At 67.9% G+C, this 21,339-nt stretch carries 34 protein-coding genes; 30 read left to right on the top strand and 4 right to left on the bottom strand.

Annotated features, from left to right (window positions below; genetic code table 11):
- From FVS66_RS32735 to FVS66_RS32750, 3 genes are all read right to left on the bottom strand, one after another.
- On the bottom strand, positions 1 to 745 hold a 745-nt coding region (locus FVS66_RS32735), incomplete at its 3' end, for an RNA ligase family protein (RefSeq protein WP_187645805.1).
- 144 nt (positions 746 to 889) lie between these two features.
- A complete protein-coding gene (locus FVS66_RS32740) occupies positions 890 to 1,774 on the bottom strand; it encodes a hypothetical protein (protein WP_149184887.1) in 885 nt (294 codons plus the stop codon).
- A 287-nt stretch (positions 1,775 to 2,061) separates the two neighbouring features.
- A complete protein-coding gene (locus FVS66_RS32750; RefSeq protein WP_262387343.1) occupies positions 2,062 to 2,676 on the bottom strand; it encodes an ATP-binding protein in 615 nt (204 codons plus the stop codon).
- A gap of 155 nt (positions 2,677 to 2,831) precedes the next feature.
- On the opposite strand from FVS66_RS32750, the gene FVS66_RS32755 reads away from it, so the two are divergent.
- Positions 2,832 to 3,683, top strand: a complete 852-nt coding sequence (locus FVS66_RS32755; protein WP_149184888.1) for a helix-turn-helix transcriptional regulator — start codon at positions 2,832 to 2,834, stop codon at positions 3,681 to 3,683.
- The gene (locus FVS66_RS32760) at positions 3,680 to 3,889 is read left to right on the top strand and encodes a DUF397 domain-containing protein (RefSeq protein WP_149184889.1); all 210 of its coding nucleotides are present in this window, start codon (positions 3,680 to 3,682) and stop codon (positions 3,887 to 3,889) included. The genes FVS66_RS32755 and FVS66_RS32760 overlap by 4 nt, the downstream gene beginning before the upstream one ends.
- Before the next feature lie 96 nt (positions 3,890 to 3,985).
- Here FVS66_RS32760 and FVS66_RS32765 read toward each other — a convergent pair whose 3' ends face one another.
- Entirely contained in the window at positions 3,986 to 5,101 is a 1,116-nt protein-coding gene (locus tag FVS66_RS32765) for an FAD-dependent monooxygenase (RefSeq protein WP_149184890.1), read from the bottom strand.
- A 173-nt stretch (positions 5,102 to 5,274) separates the two neighbouring features.
- On the opposite strand from FVS66_RS32765, the gene FVS66_RS32770 reads away from it, so the two are divergent.
- From FVS66_RS32770 to rpmJ, 28 genes are all read left to right on the top strand, one after another.
- Positions 5,275 to 6,225: a GntR family transcriptional regulator gene (locus FVS66_RS32770; protein WP_149184891.1), complete on the top strand. Its 951-nt coding sequence runs from the start codon at positions 5,275 to 5,277 to the stop codon at positions 6,223 to 6,225.
- A gap of 35 nt (positions 6,226 to 6,260) precedes the next feature.
- Positions 6,261 to 6,752: a peptidylprolyl isomerase gene (locus FVS66_RS32775; protein WP_149184892.1), complete on the top strand. Its 492-nt coding sequence runs from the start codon at positions 6,261 to 6,263 to the stop codon at positions 6,750 to 6,752.
- Between the two features lie 793 nt (positions 6,753 to 7,545).
- Positions 7,546 to 7,854: a 30S ribosomal protein S10 gene (rpsJ, locus tag FVS66_RS32780; protein ID WP_003948644.1), complete on the top strand. Its 309-nt coding sequence runs from the start codon at positions 7,546 to 7,548 to the stop codon at positions 7,852 to 7,854.
- A 13-nt stretch (positions 7,855 to 7,867) separates the two neighbouring features.
- Entirely contained in the window at positions 7,868 to 8,512 is a 645-nt protein-coding gene (rplC, locus tag FVS66_RS32785; protein ID WP_149184893.1) for a 50S ribosomal protein L3, read from the top strand.
- 7 nt (positions 8,513 to 8,519) lie between these two features.
- Positions 8,520 to 9,173 (top strand): 50S ribosomal protein L4, encoded by a 654-nt coding sequence (rplD, locus tag FVS66_RS32790; protein ID WP_149184894.1) that lies wholly within the window; start codon positions 8,520 to 8,522, stop codon positions 9,171 to 9,173.
- Positions 9,173 to 9,496, top strand: a complete 324-nt coding sequence (rplW, locus tag FVS66_RS32795; RefSeq protein WP_023587028.1) for a 50S ribosomal protein L23 — start codon at positions 9,173 to 9,175, stop codon at positions 9,494 to 9,496. Before rplD ends, rplW begins: the two co-directional genes overlap by 1 nt.
- A 41-nt stretch (positions 9,497 to 9,537) precedes the next feature.
- A complete protein-coding gene (gene rplB / locus FVS66_RS32800; RefSeq protein WP_023587027.1) occupies positions 9,538 to 10,374 on the top strand; it encodes a 50S ribosomal protein L2 in 837 nt (278 codons plus the stop codon).
- 12 nt (positions 10,375 to 10,386) lie between these two features.
- Complete coding sequence (gene rpsS / locus FVS66_RS32805) at positions 10,387 to 10,668, top strand: 30S ribosomal protein S19 (RefSeq protein ID WP_010036728.1); 282 nt, start codon at positions 10,387 to 10,389, stop codon at positions 10,666 to 10,668.
- A 40-nt stretch (positions 10,669 to 10,708) separates the two neighbouring features.
- Entirely contained in the window at positions 10,709 to 11,056 is a 348-nt protein-coding gene (gene rplV / locus FVS66_RS32810; RefSeq protein ID WP_009327087.1) for a 50S ribosomal protein L22, read from the top strand.
- Entirely contained in the window at positions 11,056 to 11,883 is an 828-nt protein-coding gene (gene rpsC, locus FVS66_RS32815; protein ID WP_149184895.1) for a 30S ribosomal protein S3, read from the top strand. The genes rplV and rpsC overlap by 1 nt, the downstream gene beginning before the upstream one ends.
- A gap of 5 nt (positions 11,884 to 11,888) precedes the next feature.
- Positions 11,889 to 12,308 carry a 50S ribosomal protein L16 gene (rplP, locus tag FVS66_RS32820; RefSeq protein ID WP_017949658.1) on the top strand — a complete coding sequence of 140 codons (420 nt, stop codon included), beginning with the start codon at positions 11,889 to 11,891 and terminating at the stop codon, positions 12,306 to 12,308.
- On the top strand, positions 12,308 to 12,532 hold the full coding sequence (gene rpmC, locus FVS66_RS32825; RefSeq protein WP_010473947.1) for a 50S ribosomal protein L29: 225 nt from the start codon (positions 12,308 to 12,310) through the stop codon (positions 12,530 to 12,532). The genes rplP and rpmC overlap by 1 nt, the downstream gene beginning before the upstream one ends.
- A complete protein-coding gene (gene rpsQ, locus FVS66_RS32830) occupies positions 12,532 to 12,816 on the top strand; it encodes a 30S ribosomal protein S17 (protein ID WP_067283945.1) in 285 nt (94 codons plus the stop codon). Before rpmC ends, rpsQ begins: the two co-directional genes overlap by 1 nt.
- A 100-nt stretch (positions 12,817 to 12,916) precedes the next feature.
- Positions 12,917 to 13,285 (top strand): 50S ribosomal protein L14, encoded by a 369-nt coding sequence (rplN, locus tag FVS66_RS32835; protein ID WP_003956455.1) that lies wholly within the window; start codon positions 12,917 to 12,919, stop codon positions 13,283 to 13,285.
- 2 nt (positions 13,286 to 13,287) lie between these two features.
- Positions 13,288 to 13,611, top strand: coding sequence for a 50S ribosomal protein L24 (rplX, locus tag FVS66_RS32840; protein WP_149184896.1), 324 nt, complete (start codon positions 13,288 to 13,290; stop codon positions 13,609 to 13,611).
- Positions 13,611 to 14,168, top strand: a complete 558-nt coding sequence (gene rplE / locus FVS66_RS32845; protein WP_149184897.1) for a 50S ribosomal protein L5 — start codon at positions 13,611 to 13,613, stop codon at positions 14,166 to 14,168. Before rplX ends, rplE begins: the two co-directional genes overlap by 1 nt.
- Before the next feature lie 3 nt (positions 14,169 to 14,171).
- The gene (locus FVS66_RS32850; RefSeq protein WP_003948630.1) at positions 14,172 to 14,357 is read left to right on the top strand and encodes a type Z 30S ribosomal protein S14; all 186 of its coding nucleotides are present in this window, start codon (positions 14,172 to 14,174) and stop codon (positions 14,355 to 14,357) included.
- A gap of 209 nt (positions 14,358 to 14,566) precedes the next feature.
- Entirely contained in the window at positions 14,567 to 14,965 is a 399-nt protein-coding gene (rpsH, locus tag FVS66_RS32860; protein WP_010473942.1) for a 30S ribosomal protein S8, read from the top strand.
- Between the two features lie 21 nt (positions 14,966 to 14,986).
- The gene (gene rplF / locus FVS66_RS32865) at positions 14,987 to 15,526 is read left to right on the top strand and encodes a 50S ribosomal protein L6 (RefSeq protein ID WP_149184899.1); all 540 of its coding nucleotides are present in this window, start codon (positions 14,987 to 14,989) and stop codon (positions 15,524 to 15,526) included.
- A 3-nt stretch (positions 15,527 to 15,529) separates the two neighbouring features.
- Positions 15,530 to 15,913, top strand: coding sequence for a 50S ribosomal protein L18 (gene rplR, locus FVS66_RS32870; protein ID WP_149184900.1), 384 nt, complete (start codon positions 15,530 to 15,532; stop codon positions 15,911 to 15,913).
- Between the two features lie 43 nt (positions 15,914 to 15,956).
- A complete protein-coding gene (gene rpsE / locus FVS66_RS32875) occupies positions 15,957 to 16,562 on the top strand; it encodes a 30S ribosomal protein S5 (RefSeq protein WP_030201551.1) in 606 nt (201 codons plus the stop codon).
- Positions 16,562 to 16,744: a 50S ribosomal protein L30 gene (gene rpmD / locus FVS66_RS32880; RefSeq protein ID WP_071273185.1), complete on the top strand. Its 183-nt coding sequence runs from the start codon at positions 16,562 to 16,564 to the stop codon at positions 16,742 to 16,744. Before rpsE ends, rpmD begins: the two co-directional genes overlap by 1 nt.
- 2 nt (positions 16,745 to 16,746) lie before the next feature.
- Positions 16,747 to 17,202 carry a 50S ribosomal protein L15 gene (gene rplO / locus FVS66_RS32885; protein ID WP_149184901.1) on the top strand — a complete coding sequence of 152 codons (456 nt, stop codon included), beginning with the start codon at positions 16,747 to 16,749 and terminating at the stop codon, positions 17,200 to 17,202.
- A 438-nt stretch (positions 17,203 to 17,640) separates the two neighbouring features.
- The gene (gene secY / locus FVS66_RS32890) at positions 17,641 to 18,960 is read left to right on the top strand and encodes a preprotein translocase subunit SecY (RefSeq protein ID WP_149184902.1); all 1,320 of its coding nucleotides are present in this window, start codon (positions 17,641 to 17,643) and stop codon (positions 18,958 to 18,960) included.
- Positions 18,960 to 19,631 (top strand): adenylate kinase, encoded by a 672-nt coding sequence (locus FVS66_RS32895; RefSeq protein ID WP_149184903.1) that lies wholly within the window; start codon positions 18,960 to 18,962, stop codon positions 19,629 to 19,631. Before secY ends, FVS66_RS32895 begins: the two co-directional genes overlap by 1 nt.
- Before the next feature lie 133 nt (positions 19,632 to 19,764).
- Positions 19,765 to 20,601 (top strand): type I methionyl aminopeptidase, encoded by an 837-nt coding sequence (gene map, locus FVS66_RS32900; RefSeq protein WP_149184904.1) that lies wholly within the window; start codon positions 19,765 to 19,767, stop codon positions 20,599 to 20,601.
- Between the two features lie 175 nt (positions 20,602 to 20,776).
- A complete protein-coding gene (gene infA, locus FVS66_RS32905; protein WP_003956442.1) occupies positions 20,777 to 20,998 on the top strand; it encodes a translation initiation factor IF-1 in 222 nt (73 codons plus the stop codon).
- Positions 20,999 to 21,055: 57 nt separating this feature from the next.
- A complete protein-coding gene (gene rpmJ / locus FVS66_RS32910) occupies positions 21,056 to 21,169 on the top strand; it encodes a 50S ribosomal protein L36 (protein ID WP_003956441.1) in 114 nt (37 codons plus the stop codon).
- Positions 21,170 to 21,339: the final 170 nt, after the last annotated feature.

Here is a 21,339-nt window from a genome sequence, read left to right on the forward strand (position 1 = left end):
CCCCGAGCCGCGCGGCGGCCTCGGCGGCGGCGCCCGCGTCTCCGTCCCGGTCCGCCACACCGACCGCGCGGGCCAGCGCCCGCGGGTCGGGCGCCGCTCCGGACCGCACGTCCCAGAGCGCGGCCCTCGCGGAGAGCCCGTTCGGGGTCACGGCGGCATGCATCCAGTGCGTACCGGTCTGTACGTGTCCGGGCCGCACCCACTTCGCCACGCGCCGCCCGAACTCCCCGGCCATGAACCCGTCGGCGGTCCGTACGACGTACCCCTCCTGCCGCCCGGTGTCCACGCGCAGCCGCCGCAGAGCCCGCTCGTCGAACACCCCGCGCCACAGCACGCGCGGCGTGGGAATCCCGAGCCCCCGCAGGAGGCCCACGGTGTAGTCCCACCCCGGGCACCAGTGGAGTTCGTCCCACACGGAGAACCCGTAGAAGTAGCTCTCCAGCTCCTCGTACGGAAGCGAGTGCCGCGCGTACATGTTCTCGCCGCACACCCGCCACCCCTCCGGCAGGTGCGCCGCGATGCGCCCCTGCAAGCCCTTCACCCAGGCCCGCGAGGGGTGGTGCGCCGAGTCCAGCGACCGGGCGTGCAGCCCGTCGGAGTACAGGGTGGTGTTCTCCCCGTCGAGCTTCTCGGTGACCACGACCTCACGCCCGACGAAACCCGACAGGTCCGCGACCCGTACATCGTCCCGCGCGGCCCCCGGCGACCACGGCAGATGCGGCGTACGCGGATAGTGCGTGCGCATGGTGAACCAGCCCCCCGATGACAGTGCGATGCCGGGCCACTGTAGGAGCCGGGACCGCGCCGCTCGACCGATTAACGGCGTCACCACAGCACCACAGGGACGGGGGCCGACCCGCCCGAGGCGGATCGGCCCCCGCCGGGGCTACTACTCGCCGCCGAAGATCTCTTCGGCGGTGGTCACGGTGAGAGCGCGCGCCAGCCAGCGCTCCATGATCTCAGGGTCTTCACAGCCTGCGATGCGTTCGTGGGCCTCATCGGTGACCGCGATGCCTCGCTGTTCCAGGATGAGTAGAAGTGCCTTCGCCTCGCCCTGCACACGGCCTTGTTCGCGGCCCTCTTCCCGGATCTCTTCCGAGATGTACGACTTGTAGAAGGAAAGGTCCACGGCCACCAGGTTCCTCCAGATCTGCTGGGCCTGGCGGTTGCCCAGGCCCAGTGCGGTGAATTCGACGACAGGGTTGACGAGGTCTTCGGGCATGCCCCGCAGCGCGGTGGACAGTGCCTTCAGTATGGCACCGGCCTCCTGGCCGGACGCGTGCGTGATCGCGGACAGCACGGCGAGCGCCAGGTCCTTGCGTGCCTCGGCGGCATCGGTGATCACGGGCAGGTTGTGCGGTCCGGCGACCATGGGCTGCACGGTGACCGTGGGCCACCAGGCCGGGCCGATACGCACGGGCTGCGTCGCCCACTCGGCCGTGGCGCGATCCTGGCAGACGACCAGGAGCAAGGGCGGGAGCCCGTACTTGTTGTGCAGATACGTGGCGTAATACGCCCAGCTCGCGGGTTTGGCGGGGTCCTTTTTGCCCTGAGCCTCGACGGCGACGAGGAATCCGCAGTCGGCTTCGGTCTCGAAGTGCAGCAGGGTGTCGACGCGCCGCTCGACGGGCCGGGCCTCGGTGAGGTCGTTGGGCAAGGCCCTGACCGACGTGGGGCGGGGGATGTCGACGCCGAGTACCGCGGAGACGCTGGAGAAGAGTTCCGGGTACTCCTGGAAGATCCGGTGCATGGCTTCGTGAGGTGAGCTGACCATAGGGCTCCTTGTCAGGTGAGTGATGGTGTGGGGCGAGGGGCGTTACGGCAGTCGCCGCACGCCTCCGGTGTGGGCGCGTGGTCGCGGTTCTGGAGCGGCTCTCGCCGGGGCGGGTGGAGTCACCCGGCGGCCGGCAGCCGTCCGGTGAGCCAGCGGGCGCCCTCCGGGAACCAGGCCGCGAGCGTCTTGATGTCCACGCGGGCAGCGGTCGGCAGCGACTGGATGTGGAGGCGGCCCGATGGCCGGCAGCGACAACTCCCGGGTGCCGGGTATGTCTGCGGTATATGTCACGGAGAGCCTAGAGCGCCCAACCCGCCCCGACGCCAGCCCGATTGGCCAGGTTCACCCGACAAGGTGAGGCCGCGTGGAGGGAGGGAGGGGGGAGGGGCTGGGAGAGGCCCTCTCTCTCCGTCTGCTCCTTGGGGAGGGCCGCCGGGCCCACCGGAACACGGCCGCCCGTACTCCGGTGCGAGGTCGATCTCGGCCCACACGGTCTTGCGCGGAACCGGCCCCTCCGCCACGCCCCACCGATCGGCCAGCGCCTCGACGAGTACGAGCCCACGCCCGTGCTCACTGTCAGGTGGCGGCGAGTGCGGCGGCCGCGCCGGCGGTACCCGCTCGCACCGGGTGTCCGTCGCCTCGATGCGAAGGGTCCGGTCGCCGTCCGTGAGGTGCAGCTCCAGCAGGAAGTCCCGCCCGGACACGCGCCCGTGCAGAACGGCGTTGGCGGCGAGCTCGGCCACGAGCTGGAGCGCGGTGTCCGCGACGGGACGGGTCGGCTCCCGGTCGCGCAGCCACACGGCGGCAAGCTCGCGCGCGAGCCGTGCGCCTTGGCGAGAGGCGTGAATTCGCATGGTGAAGTCGCGTGCGGGCGCAAGGAATTGAGCGTATCTGTGGTCCATGTCACAGATCTTTGGCGAGGGGGCTCTGTGGCGGCCAGTGATTCGACGGATGCGTACAGTCACTGTCCGTGGCTTGTCCGTGGCTGTCCGGCCTGTCCGGAGGGGCGCATGGGCAAGAGGTGCCCAGGTGTGGTCGCGCGTTGGAGGTGGGGCGGATGACGGTGAATGACACGGAGGAGCCGGGCTGGGAGGTGGACCCCAGCGACGCGTCGGGTGCGGCCGTAGTCGCGGCGGTTGGGCGGCAGCTCAGGCTGCGCCGGGAGTCGCTGGGTCTGAAGGTGGCGGAGTTCGCGGAGTCCGTCGGGTACGGCGAGGACCTTGTGTACAAGGTGGAGGCGGGTAGGCGAATCCCTCGCCCCGAGTACTTGGACAGGGCGGACAGAGTCCTCAGGGCGGATGGCCTGATCACCGCGATGAAGAAGGACGTTGAGGAAGCGCGGTACCCGAAGAAGGTTCGGGATCTCGCTCGGATGGAGGCGCGAGCGGTCGAGATCGGCGTCTACGAGAGCAACAGTGTCAATGGCCTGTTGCAGACCCCGGAACATGCGCGGGCCCTGTTCGAGGCAAGGCTGCCCGCGTACTCGCAAGACGAGGTGGAGCGCATGGTCGCCGCCCGCATGGCCCGGCAATCGATCTTTGAGCGGTCACCCGTCCCGGCGCTGAGCTTCGTCCAGGAAGAGGCGACGATGCTGCGACCGGTCGGGGGCACAATGGTGTGGCGACAACAGCTCGAACGTCTGTTGGAGGTTGGGCGGTTGCGTAGCGTCTCGCTCCAGGTGATGCCGATGCGCAGTGGGCAGCACCCCGGACTGGACGGAAGGATCGAGGTGCTGAAGTTCAGCGATGGTACGGCCGTTGGGCGTGCCGATGGGGCGTTCAACGGGCGCCCGACCTCAGACCCGAAACGGCTTCGGATCCTTGAGCTGCGGTTCGGTGCCATCCGGGCGCAGGCACTCAGCCCTCGCGAATCGCTGGCCCTTATCGAGCAAGTGCTGGGAGAGACATGATCCGCAAGACCTCTGCCGGAAACTCCTTCGAACTGTCGTGGTTCAAGAGCAGCTACAGCAGCGGCACGGAGGGCGATTCGTGCGTCGAGGTCGCCGCAACCCCCGCCACCGTCCACATACGCGACTCCAAGAACACGGACGGCCCCCGCCTGGCCGTCGCCCCGCGTGCCTGGGCCCGCTTCGTCACGTACGCCCAGCGCCCCTGACCGGCTTCACAGCGGCAGCGCATGGGGCTGCCGAGACGGTAGGGAAACGCGAACACGCGAGGAGGCGGGCGCGAGCACGCCCTCGAACGTGGTGCGCTACGCCGCGTCCAGGGCGATCGCGTTCTTCGCCCGGTCCACCGACTCCTCCGGGGCCGGGCCGTCGGGGTTCTCCGTCGCCAGCGCCTGGTTCAGCTCGACGAACGGCCGCATCCGCTCCTCGTACGCGGCGAAGCCGGCGGCGTGGTCGCCGCCCGCCCGCGCCAGCTCACCCGCCAGGACGTACGCCCCCACCAGCGCCAGGCTCGTCCCCTGGCCCGACACGGGCGACGGGCAGTACCCCGCGTCGCCCAGCAGGACCACCCGGCCCCGCGACCAGCGGTCCATCCGCACCTGGGCCATCGCGTCGCAGAAGAAGTCCTCCGCGTCCCGCGCGTACGCCGCGAGCTTCCGGGACTCCGACCAGGCCATGCCTTCCGCGCGCTCCACGATCAGGTCCCGCAGCCACTCCGTGTCCCGGTGGTCGCCGTCCAGCGGCGCGGAGTCGAAACCGAGGGCCACGCGCAGCTCGGCGTTGCCGCGTACCGTCATCGCGGCGAAACCGCGGTCGGATTCCTTCAGCCACACCTGCCAGTCCTCCAGGCCCAGGAAGTTCTCGGCCGTGAAGACGGACAGGTAGATGCCCATGTGGTGGCTGAACCGCTCCTCGGGGCCGAAGGCCAGGCGCCGCACCCCCGAGTGCAGCCCGTCGGCGCCCACCACCAGGTCGAATACCCGGTCCGGCCCGTTCCGGAACGCGACCCGCACGCCGTCGGCCGTGTCCTCCAGTGCTTCGATCGCGTCGCCGTACACGTACTCCACGCCGTCCCGCGTGCTCCCGTGCAGCAGCCGCACCAGGTCGTCGCGCATCAGCTCGACGTCGTCGCCGTCCAGGCGGCCGCTGCTCCGCGCGTACTCCGTCGAGCGGTGCACCTCCGTGCCGTCGGGGGCCAGGACCGACATGCCCCGCATGTGCGTGCGGTGCTCCCGTACCGCCTCCAGCAGCCCCATCCGGTCCACGACGTCGAGCGCGGCGCCCCGGACGTCGATGGCCTGCCCGCCGCGCCGGGGCGCCGGAGCCCGTTCGACGACGGTCGGCGCGAACCCGTGGTGCCGCAGCCAGTACGCCAGCGCGGTTCCCGCGATGCCGCCTCCGGAAATCAGTACGTCCCGCATGCCCGTGCTCCCTCGTGTGACTGTGTCCGTACGGTGTACGCCGCTGAATGTACGGCGTACGCGACCGTCGCCAAGTGGGGCTTTGCTGGTTCTGTCATAGGGCAGTTGGGCCGGTGTCGGCGTCCTTGCTGGTAGGGTCTGTGCTAGTACAGGTCTTGCAGCCGGGAGAAAAAATGGCGGAACCGCCCTACCTCCGCATCGCCGCCGATCTCCGGCGCCGTATCGACGGCGGCGAACTCGCCCCCGGCGACCGCGTCCCCTCCACCCGCCGTCTCGCCGAGCGGTGGGGCGTCGCCCTCGCCACCGCCACCAAGGCGCTCACGACGCTCCGCCTGGAGGGGTACGTGGAGGCCAGGCCCCGCGCCGGAACGGTCGTCGCAGACCGCCGCACCCCGCCGGAGCCGGAGCCGGAACCGAAGCCGACGGCGGCCCGGCCGGCGGCCCCCGACGGCGAACTCACCCGCGAGCGCGTGGTGGCCGCCGCCATCGAGATCGCGGACACCGAGGGGCTGGCCGCCCTCTCCATGCGCGGCATCGCCGCCCGCCTGGGAGTGGCCGCCATGTCCCCGTACCGCCACATCGGCGGCAAGGAAGAGCTGATCGGCCTGATGGCCGACACCGCGTACGGCGAACTCGGCTACCTCGGCGCGCCCCCGCCCGGCGGCTGGCGGCCCCGCCTGGAGCTCGGCGCCCGCACCCTGTGGTGCCTCCACCGCCGCCACCCCTGGCTGGCCCACCTCGGCCCGGTCACCCGGCCACTGATGCTGCCGAACCTCCTCGCGCACGGCGACTGGCTCCTCGCGGCGCTGGAGGGCCACGGGCTCGACGCGACGACCCGCATGAACATCCAGGTGATGATCTACGTGCACGTCCAGGGCGTCGCCGCCAACCTGGAGCAGGAGGACCAGGCGAGCGCGGCGACGGGGCGGACCGGGGACGAGTACATGGACGACTCCGCCCCGGCCGTCCAGGCCCTGGCCGCGTCCGGCCGCTTCCCCGCCATCGGCCGCCTGCTGGCGGAGTTCACGGAGTCCGGCTACGACCTCGATCTCGACGCCGTCTTCGAACTGGGCCTCCAGGCCCTCCTCGACGGCCTGACCCCCCTCGTGGAGCACGGCAGATAGCGGTCCGGGGACGCACCACGTGACATGATCGGCTCATGGGATCCAACGTCTTCTTCGACATCGCCATCGACAACCAGCCGGCCGGCAGGATCGTCTTCAAGCTGTACGACGATGTCGTGCCCAAGACTGCTCGCAACTTCCGCGAGCTGGCGACGGGCGAGCACGGCTTCGGTTACGAGGGCTCCTCGTTCCACCGGGTGATCCCGGACTTCATGCTCCAGGGCGGTGACTTCACCAGGGGCAACGGCACGGGCGGCAAGAGCATCTACGGCGACCGCTTCGAGGACGAGAACTTCACGCTCAAGCACTCCAAGCCCGGCCTCCTGTCGATGGCGAACGCGGGCAAGAACACCAACGGCTCGCAGTTCTTCATCACCACCGTCGTCACCTCCTGGCTGGACGGCGCCCACGTCGTCTTCGGCGAGGTCGTCGAAGGCATGGACGTGGTGAGGGCCATCGAGAAGCTCGGCACGTCCGGCGGCGCGACCCGCAAGAAGGTCACCATCGCCAAGTCGGGCACGGTCTGAAGTCCCCGCACGCAAGGGCGCTGACCGCCCCCGCCCCGTGCCAGGCGATGAGGTCGCCGGAAGGCGACGGCCGGGCGCGGGGCCCGCGGGCGCCAGCCGCGCGTGGACGCCGGCGACAGCGCCCGCTCCCGTGCACACATCCACACGAGCACCACGCCGACGCCTACTCCCGGGGCCGGGACGTTCCGGGCCTCGGAGAACCCCTGCGGAAGCGGCAGCGGCTCCTGATGCGGGCGGTCCGCGAGCGGTGCGTACCTGTTGCCTGAGAGCGATCAGGGGCGAGACCGCCAGGACCTGACCACCGCCCCCGGGGCCCGGCGCGGCACCCGTGCCCGGCGCGGCCCCCGCCGGGGCCCCGGAGCGGCGGTCCGGCCCGCGGCCCGCGCCGCGACTCCGCGTGCCGGTTTGATCGACACAGCCCCCGGGGTATTCTCTTCGGCTCGATTGGCGGCGATGCCGCCCCGTATGGCAGACTGTCCGGGTTGCTCGGTTGAGTGCCGATGCTGCGCGCCTCCCGCCGGGAGGACCGGAAGCGAGTCCCACAGTACTCGTCGTCCCTGATCAGGGACGGACGTACGGGAATCTTCCGGGAAGTGTCAGCGGGGCGCCGACCAGGCACCCGGTGGGTGTCCTTCCCCCGGTCCGCGGTCCAAGGCCCGCACCCCCTCGGTTGGGAAATCCTTCGGGAGTCTTCCGTAGAGGGAATGCGACACGCCCGACCGCGTGGGTCGGAGAAGACATAAGAGCCCACCAGGTTCCAGAGCGTTACGAGAGACAGGACTACTGAGTAGCCATGGCGGGACAGAAGATCCGCATCCGGCTCAAGGCCTACGACCACGAGGTCATCGACTCCTCGGCGAAGAAGATCGTCGAGACGGTGACCCGCACTGGTGCGTCGGTCGCGGGCCCGGTGCCGCTGCCCACTGAGAAGAACGTGTACTGCGTCATCAAGTCGCCGCACAAGTACAAGGACTCGCGCGAGCACTTCGAGATGCGCACGCACAAGCGCCTCATCGACATCCTCGACCCCACGCCGAAGACGGTTGACTCGCTCATGCGTCTCGACCTGCCGGCCGGCGTCGACATCGAGATCAAGCTCTGAGGTGACGCGCGAGATGGCTAAGAACATTAAGGGCGTCCTGGGCGAGAAGCTCGGCATGACCCAGGTCTGGGACGAGAACAACCGGGTTGTCCCGGTGACCGTCGTCAAGGCCGGGCCCTGCGTCGTCACCCAGGTCCGCACCAACGACACTGACGGCTACGAGTCGGTCCAGATCGCCTTCGGCGAGATCGACCCGCGCAAGGTGAACAAGCCCCTCAAGGGCCACTTCGCCAAGGCCGACGTCACCCCGCGCCGCCACCTGGTGGAGCTCCGTACCGCTGACGCCAGCGAGTACACGCTCGGCCAGGAGATCACCGCTGCCGTGTTCGAGTCGGGCGTCAAGGTGGACGTCACCGGCAAGAGCAAGGGCAAGGGCTTCGCCGGTGTCATGAAGCGTCACAACTTCAAGGGCCTCGGCGCCGGTCACGGCACCCAGCGCAAGCACCGCTCCCCCGGCTCCATCGGTGGCTGCGCCACCCCGGGCCGTGTGTTCAAGGGCCTCCGCATGGCGGGCCGTATGGGCAACGAGCGGGTCACCACCCAGAACCTGACCGTCCACGCCGTTGACGCGGAGAAGGGTCTGCTGCTCATCAAGGGCGCGGTCCCCGGTCCGAACGGCGGCCTCGTCCTGGTCCGTACCGCGGCCAAGGGGGCCTGAGGTAACGATGAGCACCATTGACATCCTTTCGCCGGCAGGCGACAAGGCCGGGACCGTCGAGCTCCCCGCGGAGATCTTCGACGCGAAGACCAGCGTTCCGCTGATCCACCAGGTCGTCGTCGCACAGCTGGCCGCTGCCCGTCAGGGCACGCACAAGACCAAGACCCGTGGCGAGGTCCGTGGTGGCGGTAAGAAGCCTTACCGCCAGAAGGGCACCGGCCGCGCGCGCCAGGGTTCGACCCGTGCGCCGCAGTTCGCCGGCGGTGGCGTCGTCCACGGCCCCGTGCCGCGTGACTACTCGCAGCGGACCCCGAAGAAGATGAAGGCCGCCGCGCTGCGCGGTGCCCTCTCCGACCGGGCCCGCCACTCCCGTATCCACGTCATCAGCGACGTGGTCGAGGGTGCGGTGTCCACCAAGGCCGCCAAGACGCTGTTCGGCAAGATCTCGGAGCGCAAGAACCTGCTCCTGATCGCCGAGCGCTCCGACGAGGCCGCGTGGCTCTCCGCCCGCAACCTGCCCCAGGTGCACATCCTGGAGCCGGGCCAGCTGAACACGTACGACGTGCTCGTCTCCGACGACGTGGTCTTCACCAAGGCCGCCTTCGAGTCCTTCGTGTCTGGCCCCAAGGCCGCCGTTGAGACCGAAGGGAGCGACGCCTGATGACTGAGGCCGTCGTCACCAGCAAGACCTTCACGGACCCGCGCGACATTCTCGTGAAGCCGGTTGTCTCCGAGAAGAGCTACGCGCTGCTGGACGAGAACAAGTACACGTTCGTCGTCGACCCGCGCGCCAACAAGACCCAGATCAAGCAGGCTGTCGAGGCGGTCTTCTCGGTCAAGGTCACCGGGGTCAACACGATCAACCGCCAGGGCAAGCGCAAGCGCACCCGCACCGGTTACGGCAAGCGCGCCAACACGAAGCGCGCCATCGTGACCCTTGCCGAGGGCAACCGTATCGACATCTTCGGCGGTCCGACCGCCTAAGGGCGGTCTGGATCGTCCGAATATCGGACGAGGACTGAGAAATGGGTATCCGCAAGTACAAGCCGACGACTCCGGGCCGTCGTGGCTCCAGCGTCGCCGACTTTGTCGAGATCACGCGGTCCACGCCGGAGAAGTCGCTGGTCCGCCCTCTGCACAGCAAGGGCGGCCGTAACAACACCGGTCGTGTGACCGTCCGCCACCAGGGCGGTGGCCACAAGCGCGCCTACCGAGTGATCGACTTCCGTCGTCACGACAAGGACGGCGTGCCGGCGAAGGTCGCTCACATCGAGTACGACCCGAACCGCACCGCGCGCATCGCGCTCCTGCACTACGCGGACGGCGAGAAGCGCTACATCATCGCCCCCCGTGGCCTGAACCAGGGCGACAGGATCGAGAACGGTCCCGGCGCCGACATCAAGCCCGGCAACAACCTGGCCCTCCGCAACATCCCGGTCGGTACCACGATCCACGCGATCGAGCTCCGTCCCGGCGGTGGCGCCAAGTTCGCCCGCTCCGCGGGTGCCTCCGTGCAGCTGCTCGCGAAGGAGGGCTCGATGGCCCACCTCCGCATGCCGTCCGGTGAGATCCGCCTGGTCGACGTCCGCTGCCGCGCCACCATCGGTGAGGTCGGCAACGCCGAGCAGTCGAACATCAACTGGGGCAAGGCCGGCCGTAAGCGCTGGCTGGGCGTTCGCCCGACCGTCCGCGGTGTGGCGATGAACCCGGTTGACCACCCGCACGGTGGTGGTGAGGGCAAGACCTCCGGTGGTCGCCACCCGGTCTCCCCGTGGGGTCAGAAGGAGGGTCGTACTCGTTCTCCCAAGAAGGCGAGCAACAAGTACATCGTCCGCCGCCGCAAGACGAACAAGAAGCGCTAGGAGCGGGTTTAGATGCCGCGGAGTCTCAAGAAGGGGCCCTTCGTCGACGACCACCTGATCAAGAAGGTGGACGCCCAGAACGAAGCCGGCACCAAGAACGTCATCAAGACCTGGTCCCGTCGCTCGATGATCGTCCCGGCCATGCTCGGCCACACGATCGCGGTGCACAACGGCAAGACCCACATCCCGGTGTTTGTCACCGAGTCCATGGTCGGCCACAAGCTCGGCGAGTTCTCGCCGACGCGCACCTTCCGGGGTCACGTCAAGGACGACCGGAAGTCGAAGCGCCGCTAAGGCGGGGTGAATGACCATGACAGACACTGAAGGGACAACCATGGAAGCCAGGGCCCAGGCGCGGTACATCCGCGTCACGCCCATGAAGGCCCGCCGCGTGGTGGACCTCATCCGTGGCATGGACGCCACGGAGGCTCAGGCGGTCCTGCGTTTCGCCCCGCAGGCCGCGAGCGTGCCGGTCGGCAAGGTGCTGGACAGCGCCATCGCCAACGCCGCGCACAACTACGACCACACCGACGCCTCGTCGCTGTTCATCAGCGAGGCGTACGTGGACGAGGGCCCGACCCTGAAGCGGTTCCGGCCGCGCGCCCAGGGCCGTGCCTACCGGATCCGTAAGCGGACCAGCCACATCACCGTGGTCGTCAGCAGCAAGGAAGGAACCCGGTAATGGGCCAGAAGGTAAACCCGCACGGGTTCCGGCTCGGCATCACCACCGACTTCAAGTCGCGTTGGTACGCCGACAAGCTGTACAAGGACTACGTCAAGGAAGACGTCGCCATCCGTCGGATGATGACGTCCGGCATGGAGCGCGCCGGCATCTCGAAGGTTGAGATCGAGCGCACCCGTGACCGTGTCCGCGTGGACATCCACACCGCCCGCCCGGGCATCGTCATCGGCCGCCGTGGCGCCGAGGCCGACCGCATCCGCGGTGACCTCGAGAAGCTCACGGGCAAGCAGGTCCAGCTGAACATCCTCGAGGTCAAGAACCCCGAGGTCGACGCTCAGCTCGTGGCCCAGGCCGTTGCCGAGCAGCTGTCCTCCCGCGTCTCCTTCCGCCGCGCCATGCGTAAGAGCATGCAGTCGGCCATGAAGGCGGGCGCCAAGGGCATCAAGATCCAGTGTGGTGGCCGTCTCGGCGGCGCCGAGATGTCCCGCTCGGAGTTCTACCGCGAGGGCCGTGTGCCGCTGCACACGCTCCGCGCGAACGTCGAGTACGGCTTCTTCGAGGCCAAGACCACCTTCGGCCGCATCGGCGTGAAGGTCTGGATCTACAAGGGCGACGTCAAGAACATCGCCGAGGTTCGCGCCGAGAACGCCGCCGCCCGTGCCGGCAACCGCCCGGCCCGTGGCGGTTCCGACCGCCCGGCCCGCGGTGGCCGTGGCGAGCGTGGCGGTCGCGGCCGCAAGCCGCAGCAGCAGAGCGCCGCCGCCGAGGCCCCCAAGGCCGAGGCCGCTGCCGCTGCTCCGGCTGAGAGCACCGGAACGGAGGCCTGACCGAAATGCTGATCCCCCGTAGGGTCAAGCACCGCAAGCAGCACCACCCGAAGCGCAGCGGTATGTCCAAGGGTGGTACGCAGGTTGCGTTCGGCGAGTACGGCATCCAGGCCCTCACCCCGGCGTACGTGACCAACCGCCAGATCGAGGCGGCTCGTATCGCGATGACCCGCCACATCAAGCGTGGCGGCAAGGTCTGGATCAACATCTACCCGGACCGCCCGCTGACCAAGAAGCCCGCCGAGACCCGCATGGGTTCCGGTAAGGGTTCCCCGGAGTGGTGGGTCGCGAACGTCAAGCCCGGTCGGGTGATGTTCGAGCTGTCCTACCCGAACGAGAAGATTGCGCGTGAGGCGCTTACCCGCGCTGCTCACAAGCTTCCGATGAAGTGCCGGATCGTTCGGCGCGAGGCAGGTGAGGCGTGATGTCGGCCGGTACCAAGGCGTCCGAGCTGCGCGAGCTGAGCAACGAGGAGCTTGTCGGCAAGCTCCGCGAGGCCAAGGAAGAGCTGTTCAACCTCCGCTTCCAGGCGGCGACCGGTCAGCTCGAGAACCACGGCCGGCTGAAGGCCGTCCGTAAGGACATCGCCCGGATCTACACCCTGATGCGTGAGCGCGAGCTGGGCATCGAGACGGTGGAGAGCGCCTGATGAGCGAGAGCAACGTGACTGAAGAGAAGACCGCTCGCGGTTTCCGCAAGACCCGTGAGGGTCTGGTCGTCAGCGACAAGATGGACAAGACCGTCGTCGTCGCCGTCGAGGACCGCGTCAAGCACGCGCTGTACGGCAAGGTCATCCGCCGTACGAACAAGCTCAAGGCGCACGACGAGCAGAACGCCGCGGGTGTCGGCGACCGTGTCCTCCTCATGGAGACCCGGCCGCTGTCCGCGACGAAGCGCTGGCGCGTCGTCGAGATCCTCGAGAAGGCCAAGTAATCACTTGAAGGGGTAACCCTTCAGGTTCGTTCCGCCAGGCTCGGCGCCCCGTGGGTTCGCCCACGGGCGCCGGGAACCGGCAGACATTCAGGAGATAGACGTGATCCAGCAGGAGTCGCGACTGCGTGTCGCCGACAACACTGGTGCGAAGGAGATCCTTTGCATCCGTGTGCTCGGTGGCTCCGGTCGCCGCTACGCGGGCATCGGTGACGTCATCGTCGCCACCGTCAAGGACGCGATCCCCGGTGGCAACGTGAAGAAGGGTGACGTCGTCAAGGCGGTCATCGTTCGCACCGTCAAGGAGCGCCGCCGCCAGGACGGCTCGTACATCCGCTTCGACGAGAACGCCGCTGTCATTCTCAAGAACGACGGCGACCCTCGCGGCACCCGTATCTTCGGCCCCGTGGGCCGTGAGCTGCGCGAGAAGAAGTTCATGAAGATCATCTCGCTCGCGCCGGAGGTGCTGTAAGCATGAAGATCAAGAAGGGCGACCTGGTCCAGGTCATCACCGGCAAGGACAAGGGCAAGCAGGGCAAGGTCATCGCGGCCTACCCCCGCGAGGACCGTGTCCTGGTCGAGGGTGTCAACCGGGTCAAGAAGCACACCAAGGCGAACCAGCCGGGCCGCGCCTCGCAGGCCGGCGGCATCGTCACGGTCGAGGCCCCCATCCACGTGAGCAACGTTCAGCTCGTCGTGGAGAAGGACGGCAACAAGGTCGTGACCCGCGTCGGTTACCGCTTCGACGAAGAGGGCAACAAGATCCGCGTTGCCAAGCGGACGGGTGAGGACATCTGATGGCTACCACCACCACTCCGCGTCTGAAGACGAAGTACCGCGAGGAGATCGCGGGCAAGCTGCGTGAGGAGTTCTCGTACGAGAACGTCATGCAGGTCCCGGGCCTCGTCAAGATCGTGGTCAACATGGGTGTGGGCGACGCCGCCCGCGACTCCAAGCTGATCGAGGGTGCCATCAAGGACCTCGCCACGATCACCGGTCAGAAGCCGGCCGTCACCAAGGCCCGCAAGTCCATCGCGCAGTTCAAGCTGCGTGAGGGTCAGCCGATCGGTGCCCACGTCACGCTCCGTGGCGACCGCATGTGGGAGTTCCTGGACCGCACCCTGTCGCTCGCGCTCCCGCGCATCCGCGACTTCCGTGGTCTGTCCCCCAAGCAGTTCGACGGCCGTGGCAACTACACCTTCGGTCTCACGGAGCAGGTCATGTTCCACGAGATCGACCAGGACAAGATCGACCGCGTCCGGGGTATGGACATCACCGTGGTCACCACGGCGACCAACGACGCTGAGGGCCGCGCGCTCCTCCGTCACCTCGGCTTCCCGTTCAAGGAGGCGTGAGCCGTGGCGAAGAAGGCTCTCATTGCCAAGGCCGCCCGCAAGCCCAAGTTCGGCGTGCGTGGTTACACGCGCTGCCAGCGCTGCGGTCGTCCCCACTCCGTCTACCGCAAGTTCGGCCTGTGCCGCGTGTGCCTCCGTGAGATGGCTCACCGTGGCGAGCTGCCGGGCGTGACCAAGAGCTCCTGGTAACCAGCCCTGTCGGGTTGATACCGGGCTCTCGGTAAGCATCTGGTCGGCAGGGGCCCTTCTCCGCATGACGTAGTCTTGTGGGGTTGGGCGCCTGCCGCCCGTACGACTTACTACGCCGTAGGTCCCCGCGCCGCACCCGTCCCGCCCATGAGTGGGGAGAGGGATGGCGCATACAGGAAACCCCGGCGAGAGAGGCCGAAGGCCAATTCATGACCATGACTGATCCGATCGCAGACATGCTTACGCGTCTGCGGAACGCGAACTCGGCGTACCACGACACCGTGACGATGCCGCACAGCAAGATCAAGTCTCACATCGCGGAGATCCTCAAGCAGGAGGGCTTCATCACGGGCTGGAAGGTCGAGGACGCCGAGGTCGGCAAGAACCTCGTCCTCGAGCTCAAGTTCGGCCCGAACCGTGAGCGCTCCATCGCGGGCATCAAGCGGATCTCGAAGCCCGGCCTCCGGGTCTACGCGAAGTCCACCAACCTGCCGAAGGTCCTCGGCGGTCTCGGCGTGGCGATCATCTCCACGTCGCACGGCCTCCTGACCGGCCAGCAGGCGCAGAAGAAGGGCGTGGGTGGGGAAGTCCTCGCCTACGTCTGGTAGTCGGGAACGGAGGAAAAGCCAATGTCGCGTATCGGCAAGCTCCCCATCACGGTTCCCGCCGGCGTGGACGTCACCATCGATGGCCGTACGGTCCAGGTGAAGGGCCCCAAGGGCACCCTGAGCCACACCGTCGCCGCACCGATCGAGATCGCGAAGGGCGAGGAGGGCGTTCTCAACGTCACCCGTCCGAACGATGAGCGTCAGAACAAGGCCCTTCACGGCCTGTCCCGCACGCTGGTGGCCAACATGATCACCGGTGTGACCCAGGGGTACACGAAGGCGCTCGAGATCAGCGGTGTCGGTTACCGCGTCGCCGCCAAGGGCTCCAACCTGGAGTTCCAGCTCGGCTACAGCCACCCGATCCTGGTGGAGGCCCCCGAGGGCATCTCCTTCAAGGTCGAGTCGCCGACCAAGTTCTCGGTCGAGGGCATCGACAAGCAGAAGGTCGGCGAGGTCGCCGCGAACATCCGCAAGCTGCGCAAGCCCGACCCGTACAAGGCCAAGGGCGTGAAGTACGCGGGCGAGGTCATCCGCCGCAAGGTCGGAAAGGCTGGTAAGTAAGCCATGGCATACGGCGTGAAGATTGCCAAGGGCAAGGCCTACAAGGGCGCTGCTCTCAAGCGTCGCCACATCCGCATCCGCAAGAAGGTCTCGGGTACGCCGGAGCGTCCGCGCCTCGTCGTCACCCGGTCCAACCGTGGGATCACCGCTCAGGTCATCGACGACATCGCGGGGCACACCCTCGCGTCGGCGTCGACCCTGGACGCGTCCATCCGCGGCGGCGAGGGCGACAAGTCGTCGAAGGCCAAGCAGGTCGGCCAGCTCGTGGCCGAGCGTGCCAAGGCCGCCGGCGTCGAGGCTGTCGTGTTCGACCGTGGCGGTAACCAGTACGCCGGGCGCATCGCCGCCCTGGCGGACGCCGCCCGCGAAGCCGGCCTGAAGTTCTGAGCCGGTTCCGTAGCTCAGCGGAAAACGAAGAGAGGTAATTCCAATGGCTGGACCCCAGCGCCGCGGAAGCGGTGCCGGTGGCGGCGAGCGGCGGGACCGGAAGGGCCGTGACGGCGGCGCTGCTGCCGCCGAGAAGACCGCGTACGTTGAGCGCGTTGTCGCGATCAACCGCGTCGCCAAGGTTGTGAAGGGTGGTCGTCGCTTCAGCTTCACCGCGCTGGTCGTGGTGGGCGACGGTGACGGCACCGTGGGTGTCGGTTACGGCAAGGCCAAGGAGGTGCCGGCCGCCATCGCCAAGGGTGTGGAGGAGGCCAAGAAGCACTTCTTCAAGGTCCCCCGTATCCAGGGCACCATCCCGCACCCCATCCAGGGTGAGAAGGCCGCGGGCGTCGTCCTGCTCAAGCCGGCTTCCCCCGGTACCGGTGTTATCGCCGGTGGCCCGGTGCGTGCCGTGCTCGAGTGCGCGGGCGTCCACGACATCCTGTCGAAGTCGCTCGGCTCCGACAACGCGATCAACATCGTGCACGCCACCGTGGAGGCCCTGAAGGGCCTGCAGCGTCCCGAGGAGATCGCGGCCCGCCGCGGTCTGCCGCTCGAGGACGTCGCCCCCGCGGCCCTGCTGCGGGCGCGTGCGGGAGCGGGTGCGTAATGGCTCGCCTCAAGATCACGCAGACGAAGTCGTACATCGGCAGCAAGCAGAACCACCGTGACACGCTGCGTTCGCTCGGCCTGAAGAGGGTCAACGACGTGGTCGTCAAGGAGGACCGCCCCGAGTTCCGCGGCATGGTGCACACCGTCCGCCACCTCGTGACGGTCGAGGAGGTCGACTGATCATGGCGGAGCAGAACCCGCTCAAGATCCACAACCTCCGTCCCGCCCCCGGCGCCAAGACCGCCAAGACCCGTGTCGGTCGTGGTGAGGCGTCGAAGGGTAAGACGGCCGGTCGTGGTACCAAGGGCACGAAGGCCCGTTACCAGGTTCCGGAGCGCTTCGAGGGTGGCCAGATGCCCCTCCACATGCGTCTCCCGAAGCTGAAGGGCTTCAAGAACCCGTTCAAGACCGAGTACCAGGTCGTGAACCTGGACAAGCTCGCTGCTCTCTACCCCGAGGGCGGCGAGGTGACGGTCGCCGACCTGGTCGCCAAGGGCGCGGTTCGCAAGAACCAGCTCGTCAAGGTGCTGGGTCAGGGCGAGGTCTCCGTGGCGCTGCAGGTGACGGTGGACGCCGTCTCCGGCTCCGCCAAGGAGAAGATCACCGCCGCGGGCGGTTCGGTCACCGAGCTCGTCTGAGCGTCGCGCTGACACCAACGGCCTGGGTGGCCGCCCTTCGGGGCGCCGCCCAGGCCGTCGCGCTTTTCCCCGCACGGCGCCGCGGGAGCCCTTGTGCGCGCCCCTGAAGCGCACCGTCCTGGTGGGCGTCCCTCCGGACGGCCCGCGGTGACCCGCGACGGATCCCCGGCGGCGTACTCACCGTGGTCAGAGGGGTGCTCCACGTCATGACCGTCCCGCTTAGGGGTGAACGTCGGAGCCGGGGTGTAGGGGGCGATCCGCAGGGCGCCCCGGCCCGGGGGCGATGGGAGATGTTTCCCGTGTGCCGCAAGGCCGGGTAGGGTAGCGCCATTAATCTTCGGGCGGCCTGTGCCAGCACAGTGCCGCCTTGCCAAGTAACCGATGATTCTTCAAACCCGTCGCCTCTGACGCGCTAGCTCGGGGGTCGCAGGAGGCACCGTGCTCACCGCGTTCGCCCGGGCGTTCAAGACGCCCGACCTGCGTAAGAAGCTGCTCTTCACGCTCGGCATCATCGTGCTCTACCGGCTCGGTGCGCACATCCCCGTTCCCGGTGTGGACTACGAGAACGTCCAGCAATGTGTCAAGCAGGCTCAGCAGGGCAACAACAACCTGCTCGGACTGATGGACATGTTCAGCGGCGGTGCCCTGCTGCAGATCACCATCTTCGCGCTCGGCATCATGCCGTACATCACGGCGAGCATCATCCTTCAGCTGCTGACCGTGGTCATCCCGCGGCTCGAGGCCCTGAAGAAGGAGGGCCAGTCCGGTCAGGCCAAGATCACGCAGTACACGCGTTATCTGACCGTCGCCCTGGCCATCCTGCAGGGCACCGGCCTGGTGGCCACCGCGAAGAGCGGTGCGCTCTTCAGCGGCTGCAGCGTCGCGAGCCAGATCGTCCCCAACCAGTCGATCTTCACGATCATCGTCATGGTCATCACCATGACCGCCGGCACGGCCCTCGTCATGTGGCTCGGTGAGCTCATCACCGACCGCGGCGTCGGCAACGGCATGTCGATCCTGATGTTCATCTCGATCGCCGCCGGCTTCCCCGGCTCCCTCTGGGCCATCAAGGAGAGCGGCAAGCTCGCCAAGGGCTGGATCGAGTTCGGCACGGTCATCCTGATCGGCTTCGTGATGGTCGCCCTCGTGGTCTTCGTCGAGCAGGCCCAGCGCCGTATCCCGGTGCAGTACGCGAAGCGGATGATCGGCCGCCGGTCGTACGGCGGCACCTCGACGTACATCCCTCTCAAGGTGAACCAGGCGGGTGTGATTCCCGTCATCTTCGCCTCGTCGCTGCTCTACATCCCGATCCTGATCGTCCAGTTCGCGGGAAGTGGCGCCACGGGGTGGTCTGCCTGGGTTCAGCAGCATTTGGTGGACGGCAAGCCCATCCACACGGTGGTCTACTTCTTCCTCATCGTGTTCTTCGCCTTCTTCTATGTGGCCATTTCCTTCAACCCCGAGGAAGTCGCCGACAACATGAAGAAGTATGGTGGCTTCATCCCGGGTATCCGGGCTGGTCGACCTACTGCTGAGTACTTGAGCTACGTGCTCAACCGGATCACCTGGCCGGGCTCGCTGTACCTGGGTCTGATCGCTCTTGTGCCGACAATGGCGTTGGCAGGCTTCGGCGGCGCGAACGCCAACTTCCCGTTCGGCGGGACGAGCATCCTCATCATCGTGGGTGTGGGGCTGGAGACCGTGAAGCAGATCGAGAGCCAGCTCCAGCAGCGCAATTACGAAGGGTTCCTCCGCTGATGCGAATCGTCCTCGTCGGACCGCCCGGTGCCGGCAAGGGAACGCAGGCTGCGTACCTTGCCAAGAATCTCTCGATTCCGCACATCTCCACGGGCGACCTGTTCCGGGCAAACATCAGTCAGGGCACGGACCTCGGCAAGCAGGCCAAGGCATACATGGACGCCGGCAACCTGGTCCCCGACGAGGTCACCATCGGTATGGCGAAGGACCGCATGGAGCAGCCGGACGCCGAGAACGGCTTCCTGCTCGACGGCTTCCCGCGGAACGTGGCGCAGGCCGAGGCACTCGACTCGATGCTCGAGGCCGAGGGCATGAAGCTCGACGCGGTCCTCGACCTCGAGGTCCCCGAGGACGAGGTCGTGCGACGTATCGCCGGCCGCCGCATCTGCCGCAACGACAGCGCGCACGTCTTCCACGTCACGTACTCGCCGGCGAAGCAGGACGACATCTGCGACCACTGCGGTGGCGAGCTGTACCAGCGCGCGGACGACTCCGAGGAGACCGTCCGGACGCGGCTGGAGGTCTACCACACGCAGACCGAGCCGATCATCGACCACTACCGGGCCCAGGGCCTGGTCGTCACGATCTCCGCGCTCGGCAAGGTCAACGACGTGACCGACCGGGCCATGGCGGCCCTCCGTGGCGAGCAGGCCACGTCGGGCGCGGCGTAGGTCCCACGTAGGCAACCAGTCACGTTCCGCGCTTCGGCCGCGGTGCCCCTCCCGGGGCGCCGCGGCCGAAGCCGTTGGTACGACACGCCCGTATGGTGGTACCGAGAACTGTCTAAGAAAGGCGTTTGCCGTCATGGTGCAGATCAAGACCCCGGAGCAGATCGCGAAAATGCGCGAGGCGGGGCTGGTCGTCGCCGCCATCCACGAGGCGACGCGCGAGGTGGCCGTCCCCGGCGCCACCACCAAGGACCTGGACGAGGCGGCGCGCAAGGTCCTCGCCGACCACGGCGCGAAGTCGAACTTCCTGGGGTACGGGGGCTTCCCGGCGACGATCTGTACGTCGGTGAACGATGTCGTGGTCCACGGCATCCCGAGCGAGGACGTCGTCCTCAAGGACGGCGACATCATCTCCATCGACGCGGGCGCCATCGTCGACGGCTGGCACGGTGACGCGGCGTACACAGCGTTCGTGGGCTCCGGGCACGCGCCCGAGCTGGTGGAGCTGTCGCGGGTCACCGAGGACTCGATGTGGGCCGGCATCGCCGCGATGAAGAACGGCAACCGGCTGCTGGACATCTCGCGCGCCATCGAGACGTACATCCGCCGCCAGCCGAAGCCGGGCGGCGGCAAGTACGGGATCGTCGAGGACTACGGCGGCCACGGCATCGGCACCGAGATGCACATGGACCCGCACCTGCTGAACTACGTCTCGCGCAAGCGCGGCAAGGGGCCGAAGCTGGTGCCCGGCTTCTGTCTGGCGATCGAGCCGATGGTCTCGCTGGGGACGCCGAAGACCGAGGTCCTGGAGGACGACTGGACCGTCATCACCATCGACGGCACCTGGTCCTCCCACTGGGAGCACTCGGTCGCCCTGACGGAGGAGGGCCCCCTGGTCCTCACGTCCCCGGACGGCGGCAAGGCCAGGCTCGCGGAGCTCGGCGTCACCGCGGCCCCCGACCCCCTGGCCTGAAGCCGCCCTCCAGGACCGCGAGGCCGGCGGCTTAGGGATCTTCGCGGATGGGCAGGCTTCGCTGATTCGTCTTTTCCAGGGGCCTCGCGTAGACTGATGCGTCGGCTCTCGTGTACCTGTGTGCTCGCACACGGCAGCGGGAGTCGATCAAGGTAGCCGATTCGAAGGGCGAAGCGTGGCCAAGAAGCAAGGTGCCATCGAGATTGAGGGCACCGTGATCGAGTCCCTGCCGAACGCCATGTTCAAGGTGGAGCTCCAGAACGGTCACAAGGTCCTCGCGCACATCAGCGGCAAGATGCGGATGCACTACATCCGCATCCTTCCGGATGACCGGGTCGTCGTGGAGCTGTCTCCGTACGACCTGACGCGTGGCCGGATCGTCTACCGCTACAAGTAGATCTTGTCCGCCCCCTCCTACGGGGTGCTGGCACTGACCCGGAGAACCTCACATCCCATGAAGGTCAAGCCGAGCGTCAAGAAGATCTGCGACAAGTGCAAGGTGATCCGCCGTCACGGCCGGGTCATGGTCATCTGCGACAACCTGCGCCACAAGCAGCGCCAGGGCTGACGCACGCCGACCTGCACCTCGCAGTTCCCGCGCGACGCAAGTAAATACGTACATACGCAGTGCCCGCCGGGCCATACCGGCTGGCGGTACCTCCGGCGGGGGCCGGGGACCTGGACGTACCACCTCTCTTGATCAAGAGGGGTCGGCGGCCGGGACCGGCACTGCGGAAG

The sequence above is a fragment of the Streptomyces sp. TRM49041 genome, assembly GCF_008271805.1.
In the GTDB taxonomy this organism is placed as follows: Bacteria; Actinomycetota; Actinomycetes; order Streptomycetales; family Streptomycetaceae; genus Streptomyces.

What these genes read in the sequence shown, in the direction of transcription:
- FVS66_RS32740 (WP_149184887.1), bottom strand. Translation starts at nt 1,774, where the DNA reads ATGGTCAGCTCACCTCACGAAGCCATGCACCGGATCTTCCAGGAGTAC.
- FVS66_RS32750 (WP_262387343.1), bottom strand. Translation starts at nt 2,676, where the DNA reads ATGGACCACAGATACGCTCAATTCCTTGCGCCCGCACGCGACTTCACC.
- FVS66_RS32755 (WP_149184888.1), top strand. Translation starts at nt 2,832, where the DNA reads ATGACGGTGAATGACACGGAGGAGCCGGGCTGGGAGGTGGACCCCAGC.
- FVS66_RS32760 (WP_149184889.1), top strand. Translation starts at nt 3,680, where the DNA reads ATGATCCGCAAGACCTCTGCCGGAAACTCCTTCGAACTGTCGTGGTTC.
- FVS66_RS32765 (WP_149184890.1), bottom strand. Translation starts at nt 5,101, where the DNA reads ATGCGGGACGTACTGATTTCCGGAGGCGGCATCGCGGGAACCGCGCTG.
- FVS66_RS32770 (WP_149184891.1), top strand. Translation starts at nt 5,275, where the DNA reads ATGGCGGAACCGCCCTACCTCCGCATCGCCGCCGATCTCCGGCGCCGT.
- FVS66_RS32775 (WP_149184892.1), top strand. Translation starts at nt 6,261, where the DNA reads ATGGGATCCAACGTCTTCTTCGACATCGCCATCGACAACCAGCCGGCC.
- rpsJ (WP_003948644.1), top strand. Translation starts at nt 7,546, where the DNA reads ATGGCGGGACAGAAGATCCGCATCCGGCTCAAGGCCTACGACCACGAG.
- rplC (WP_149184893.1), top strand. Translation starts at nt 7,868, where the DNA reads ATGGCTAAGAACATTAAGGGCGTCCTGGGCGAGAAGCTCGGCATGACC.
- rplD (WP_149184894.1), top strand. Translation starts at nt 8,520, where the DNA reads ATGAGCACCATTGACATCCTTTCGCCGGCAGGCGACAAGGCCGGGACC.
- rplW (WP_023587028.1), top strand. Translation starts at nt 9,173, where the DNA reads ATGACTGAGGCCGTCGTCACCAGCAAGACCTTCACGGACCCGCGCGAC.
- rplB (WP_023587027.1), top strand. Translation starts at nt 9,538, where the DNA reads ATGGGTATCCGCAAGTACAAGCCGACGACTCCGGGCCGTCGTGGCTCC.
- rpsS (WP_010036728.1), top strand. Translation starts at nt 10,387, where the DNA reads ATGCCGCGGAGTCTCAAGAAGGGGCCCTTCGTCGACGACCACCTGATC.
- rplV (WP_009327087.1), top strand. Translation starts at nt 10,709, where the DNA reads ATGGAAGCCAGGGCCCAGGCGCGGTACATCCGCGTCACGCCCATGAAG.
- rpsC (WP_149184895.1), top strand. Translation starts at nt 11,056, where the DNA reads ATGGGCCAGAAGGTAAACCCGCACGGGTTCCGGCTCGGCATCACCACC.
- rplP (WP_017949658.1), top strand. Translation starts at nt 11,889, where the DNA reads ATGCTGATCCCCCGTAGGGTCAAGCACCGCAAGCAGCACCACCCGAAG.
- rpmC (WP_010473947.1), top strand. Translation starts at nt 12,308, where the DNA reads ATGTCGGCCGGTACCAAGGCGTCCGAGCTGCGCGAGCTGAGCAACGAG.
- rpsQ (WP_067283945.1), top strand. Translation starts at nt 12,532, where the DNA reads ATGAGCGAGAGCAACGTGACTGAAGAGAAGACCGCTCGCGGTTTCCGC.
- rplX (WP_149184896.1), top strand. Translation starts at nt 13,288, where the DNA reads ATGAAGATCAAGAAGGGCGACCTGGTCCAGGTCATCACCGGCAAGGAC.
- rplE (WP_149184897.1), top strand. Translation starts at nt 13,611, where the DNA reads ATGGCTACCACCACCACTCCGCGTCTGAAGACGAAGTACCGCGAGGAG.
- rpsH (WP_010473942.1), top strand. Translation starts at nt 14,567, where the DNA reads ATGACCATGACTGATCCGATCGCAGACATGCTTACGCGTCTGCGGAAC.
- rplF (WP_149184899.1), top strand. Translation starts at nt 14,987, where the DNA reads ATGTCGCGTATCGGCAAGCTCCCCATCACGGTTCCCGCCGGCGTGGAC.
- rplR (WP_149184900.1), top strand. Translation starts at nt 15,530, where the DNA reads ATGGCATACGGCGTGAAGATTGCCAAGGGCAAGGCCTACAAGGGCGCT.
- rpsE (WP_030201551.1), top strand. Translation starts at nt 15,957, where the DNA reads ATGGCTGGACCCCAGCGCCGCGGAAGCGGTGCCGGTGGCGGCGAGCGG.
- rpmD (WP_071273185.1), top strand. Translation starts at nt 16,562, where the DNA reads ATGGCTCGCCTCAAGATCACGCAGACGAAGTCGTACATCGGCAGCAAG.
- rplO (WP_149184901.1), top strand. Translation starts at nt 16,747, where the DNA reads ATGGCGGAGCAGAACCCGCTCAAGATCCACAACCTCCGTCCCGCCCCC.
- FVS66_RS32895 (WP_149184903.1), top strand. Translation starts at nt 18,960, where the DNA reads ATGCGAATCGTCCTCGTCGGACCGCCCGGTGCCGGCAAGGGAACGCAG.
- map (WP_149184904.1), top strand. Translation starts at nt 19,765, where the DNA reads ATGGTGCAGATCAAGACCCCGGAGCAGATCGCGAAAATGCGCGAGGCG.
- rpmJ (WP_003956441.1), top strand. Translation starts at nt 21,056, where the DNA reads ATGAAGGTCAAGCCGAGCGTCAAGAAGATCTGCGACAAGTGCAAGGTG.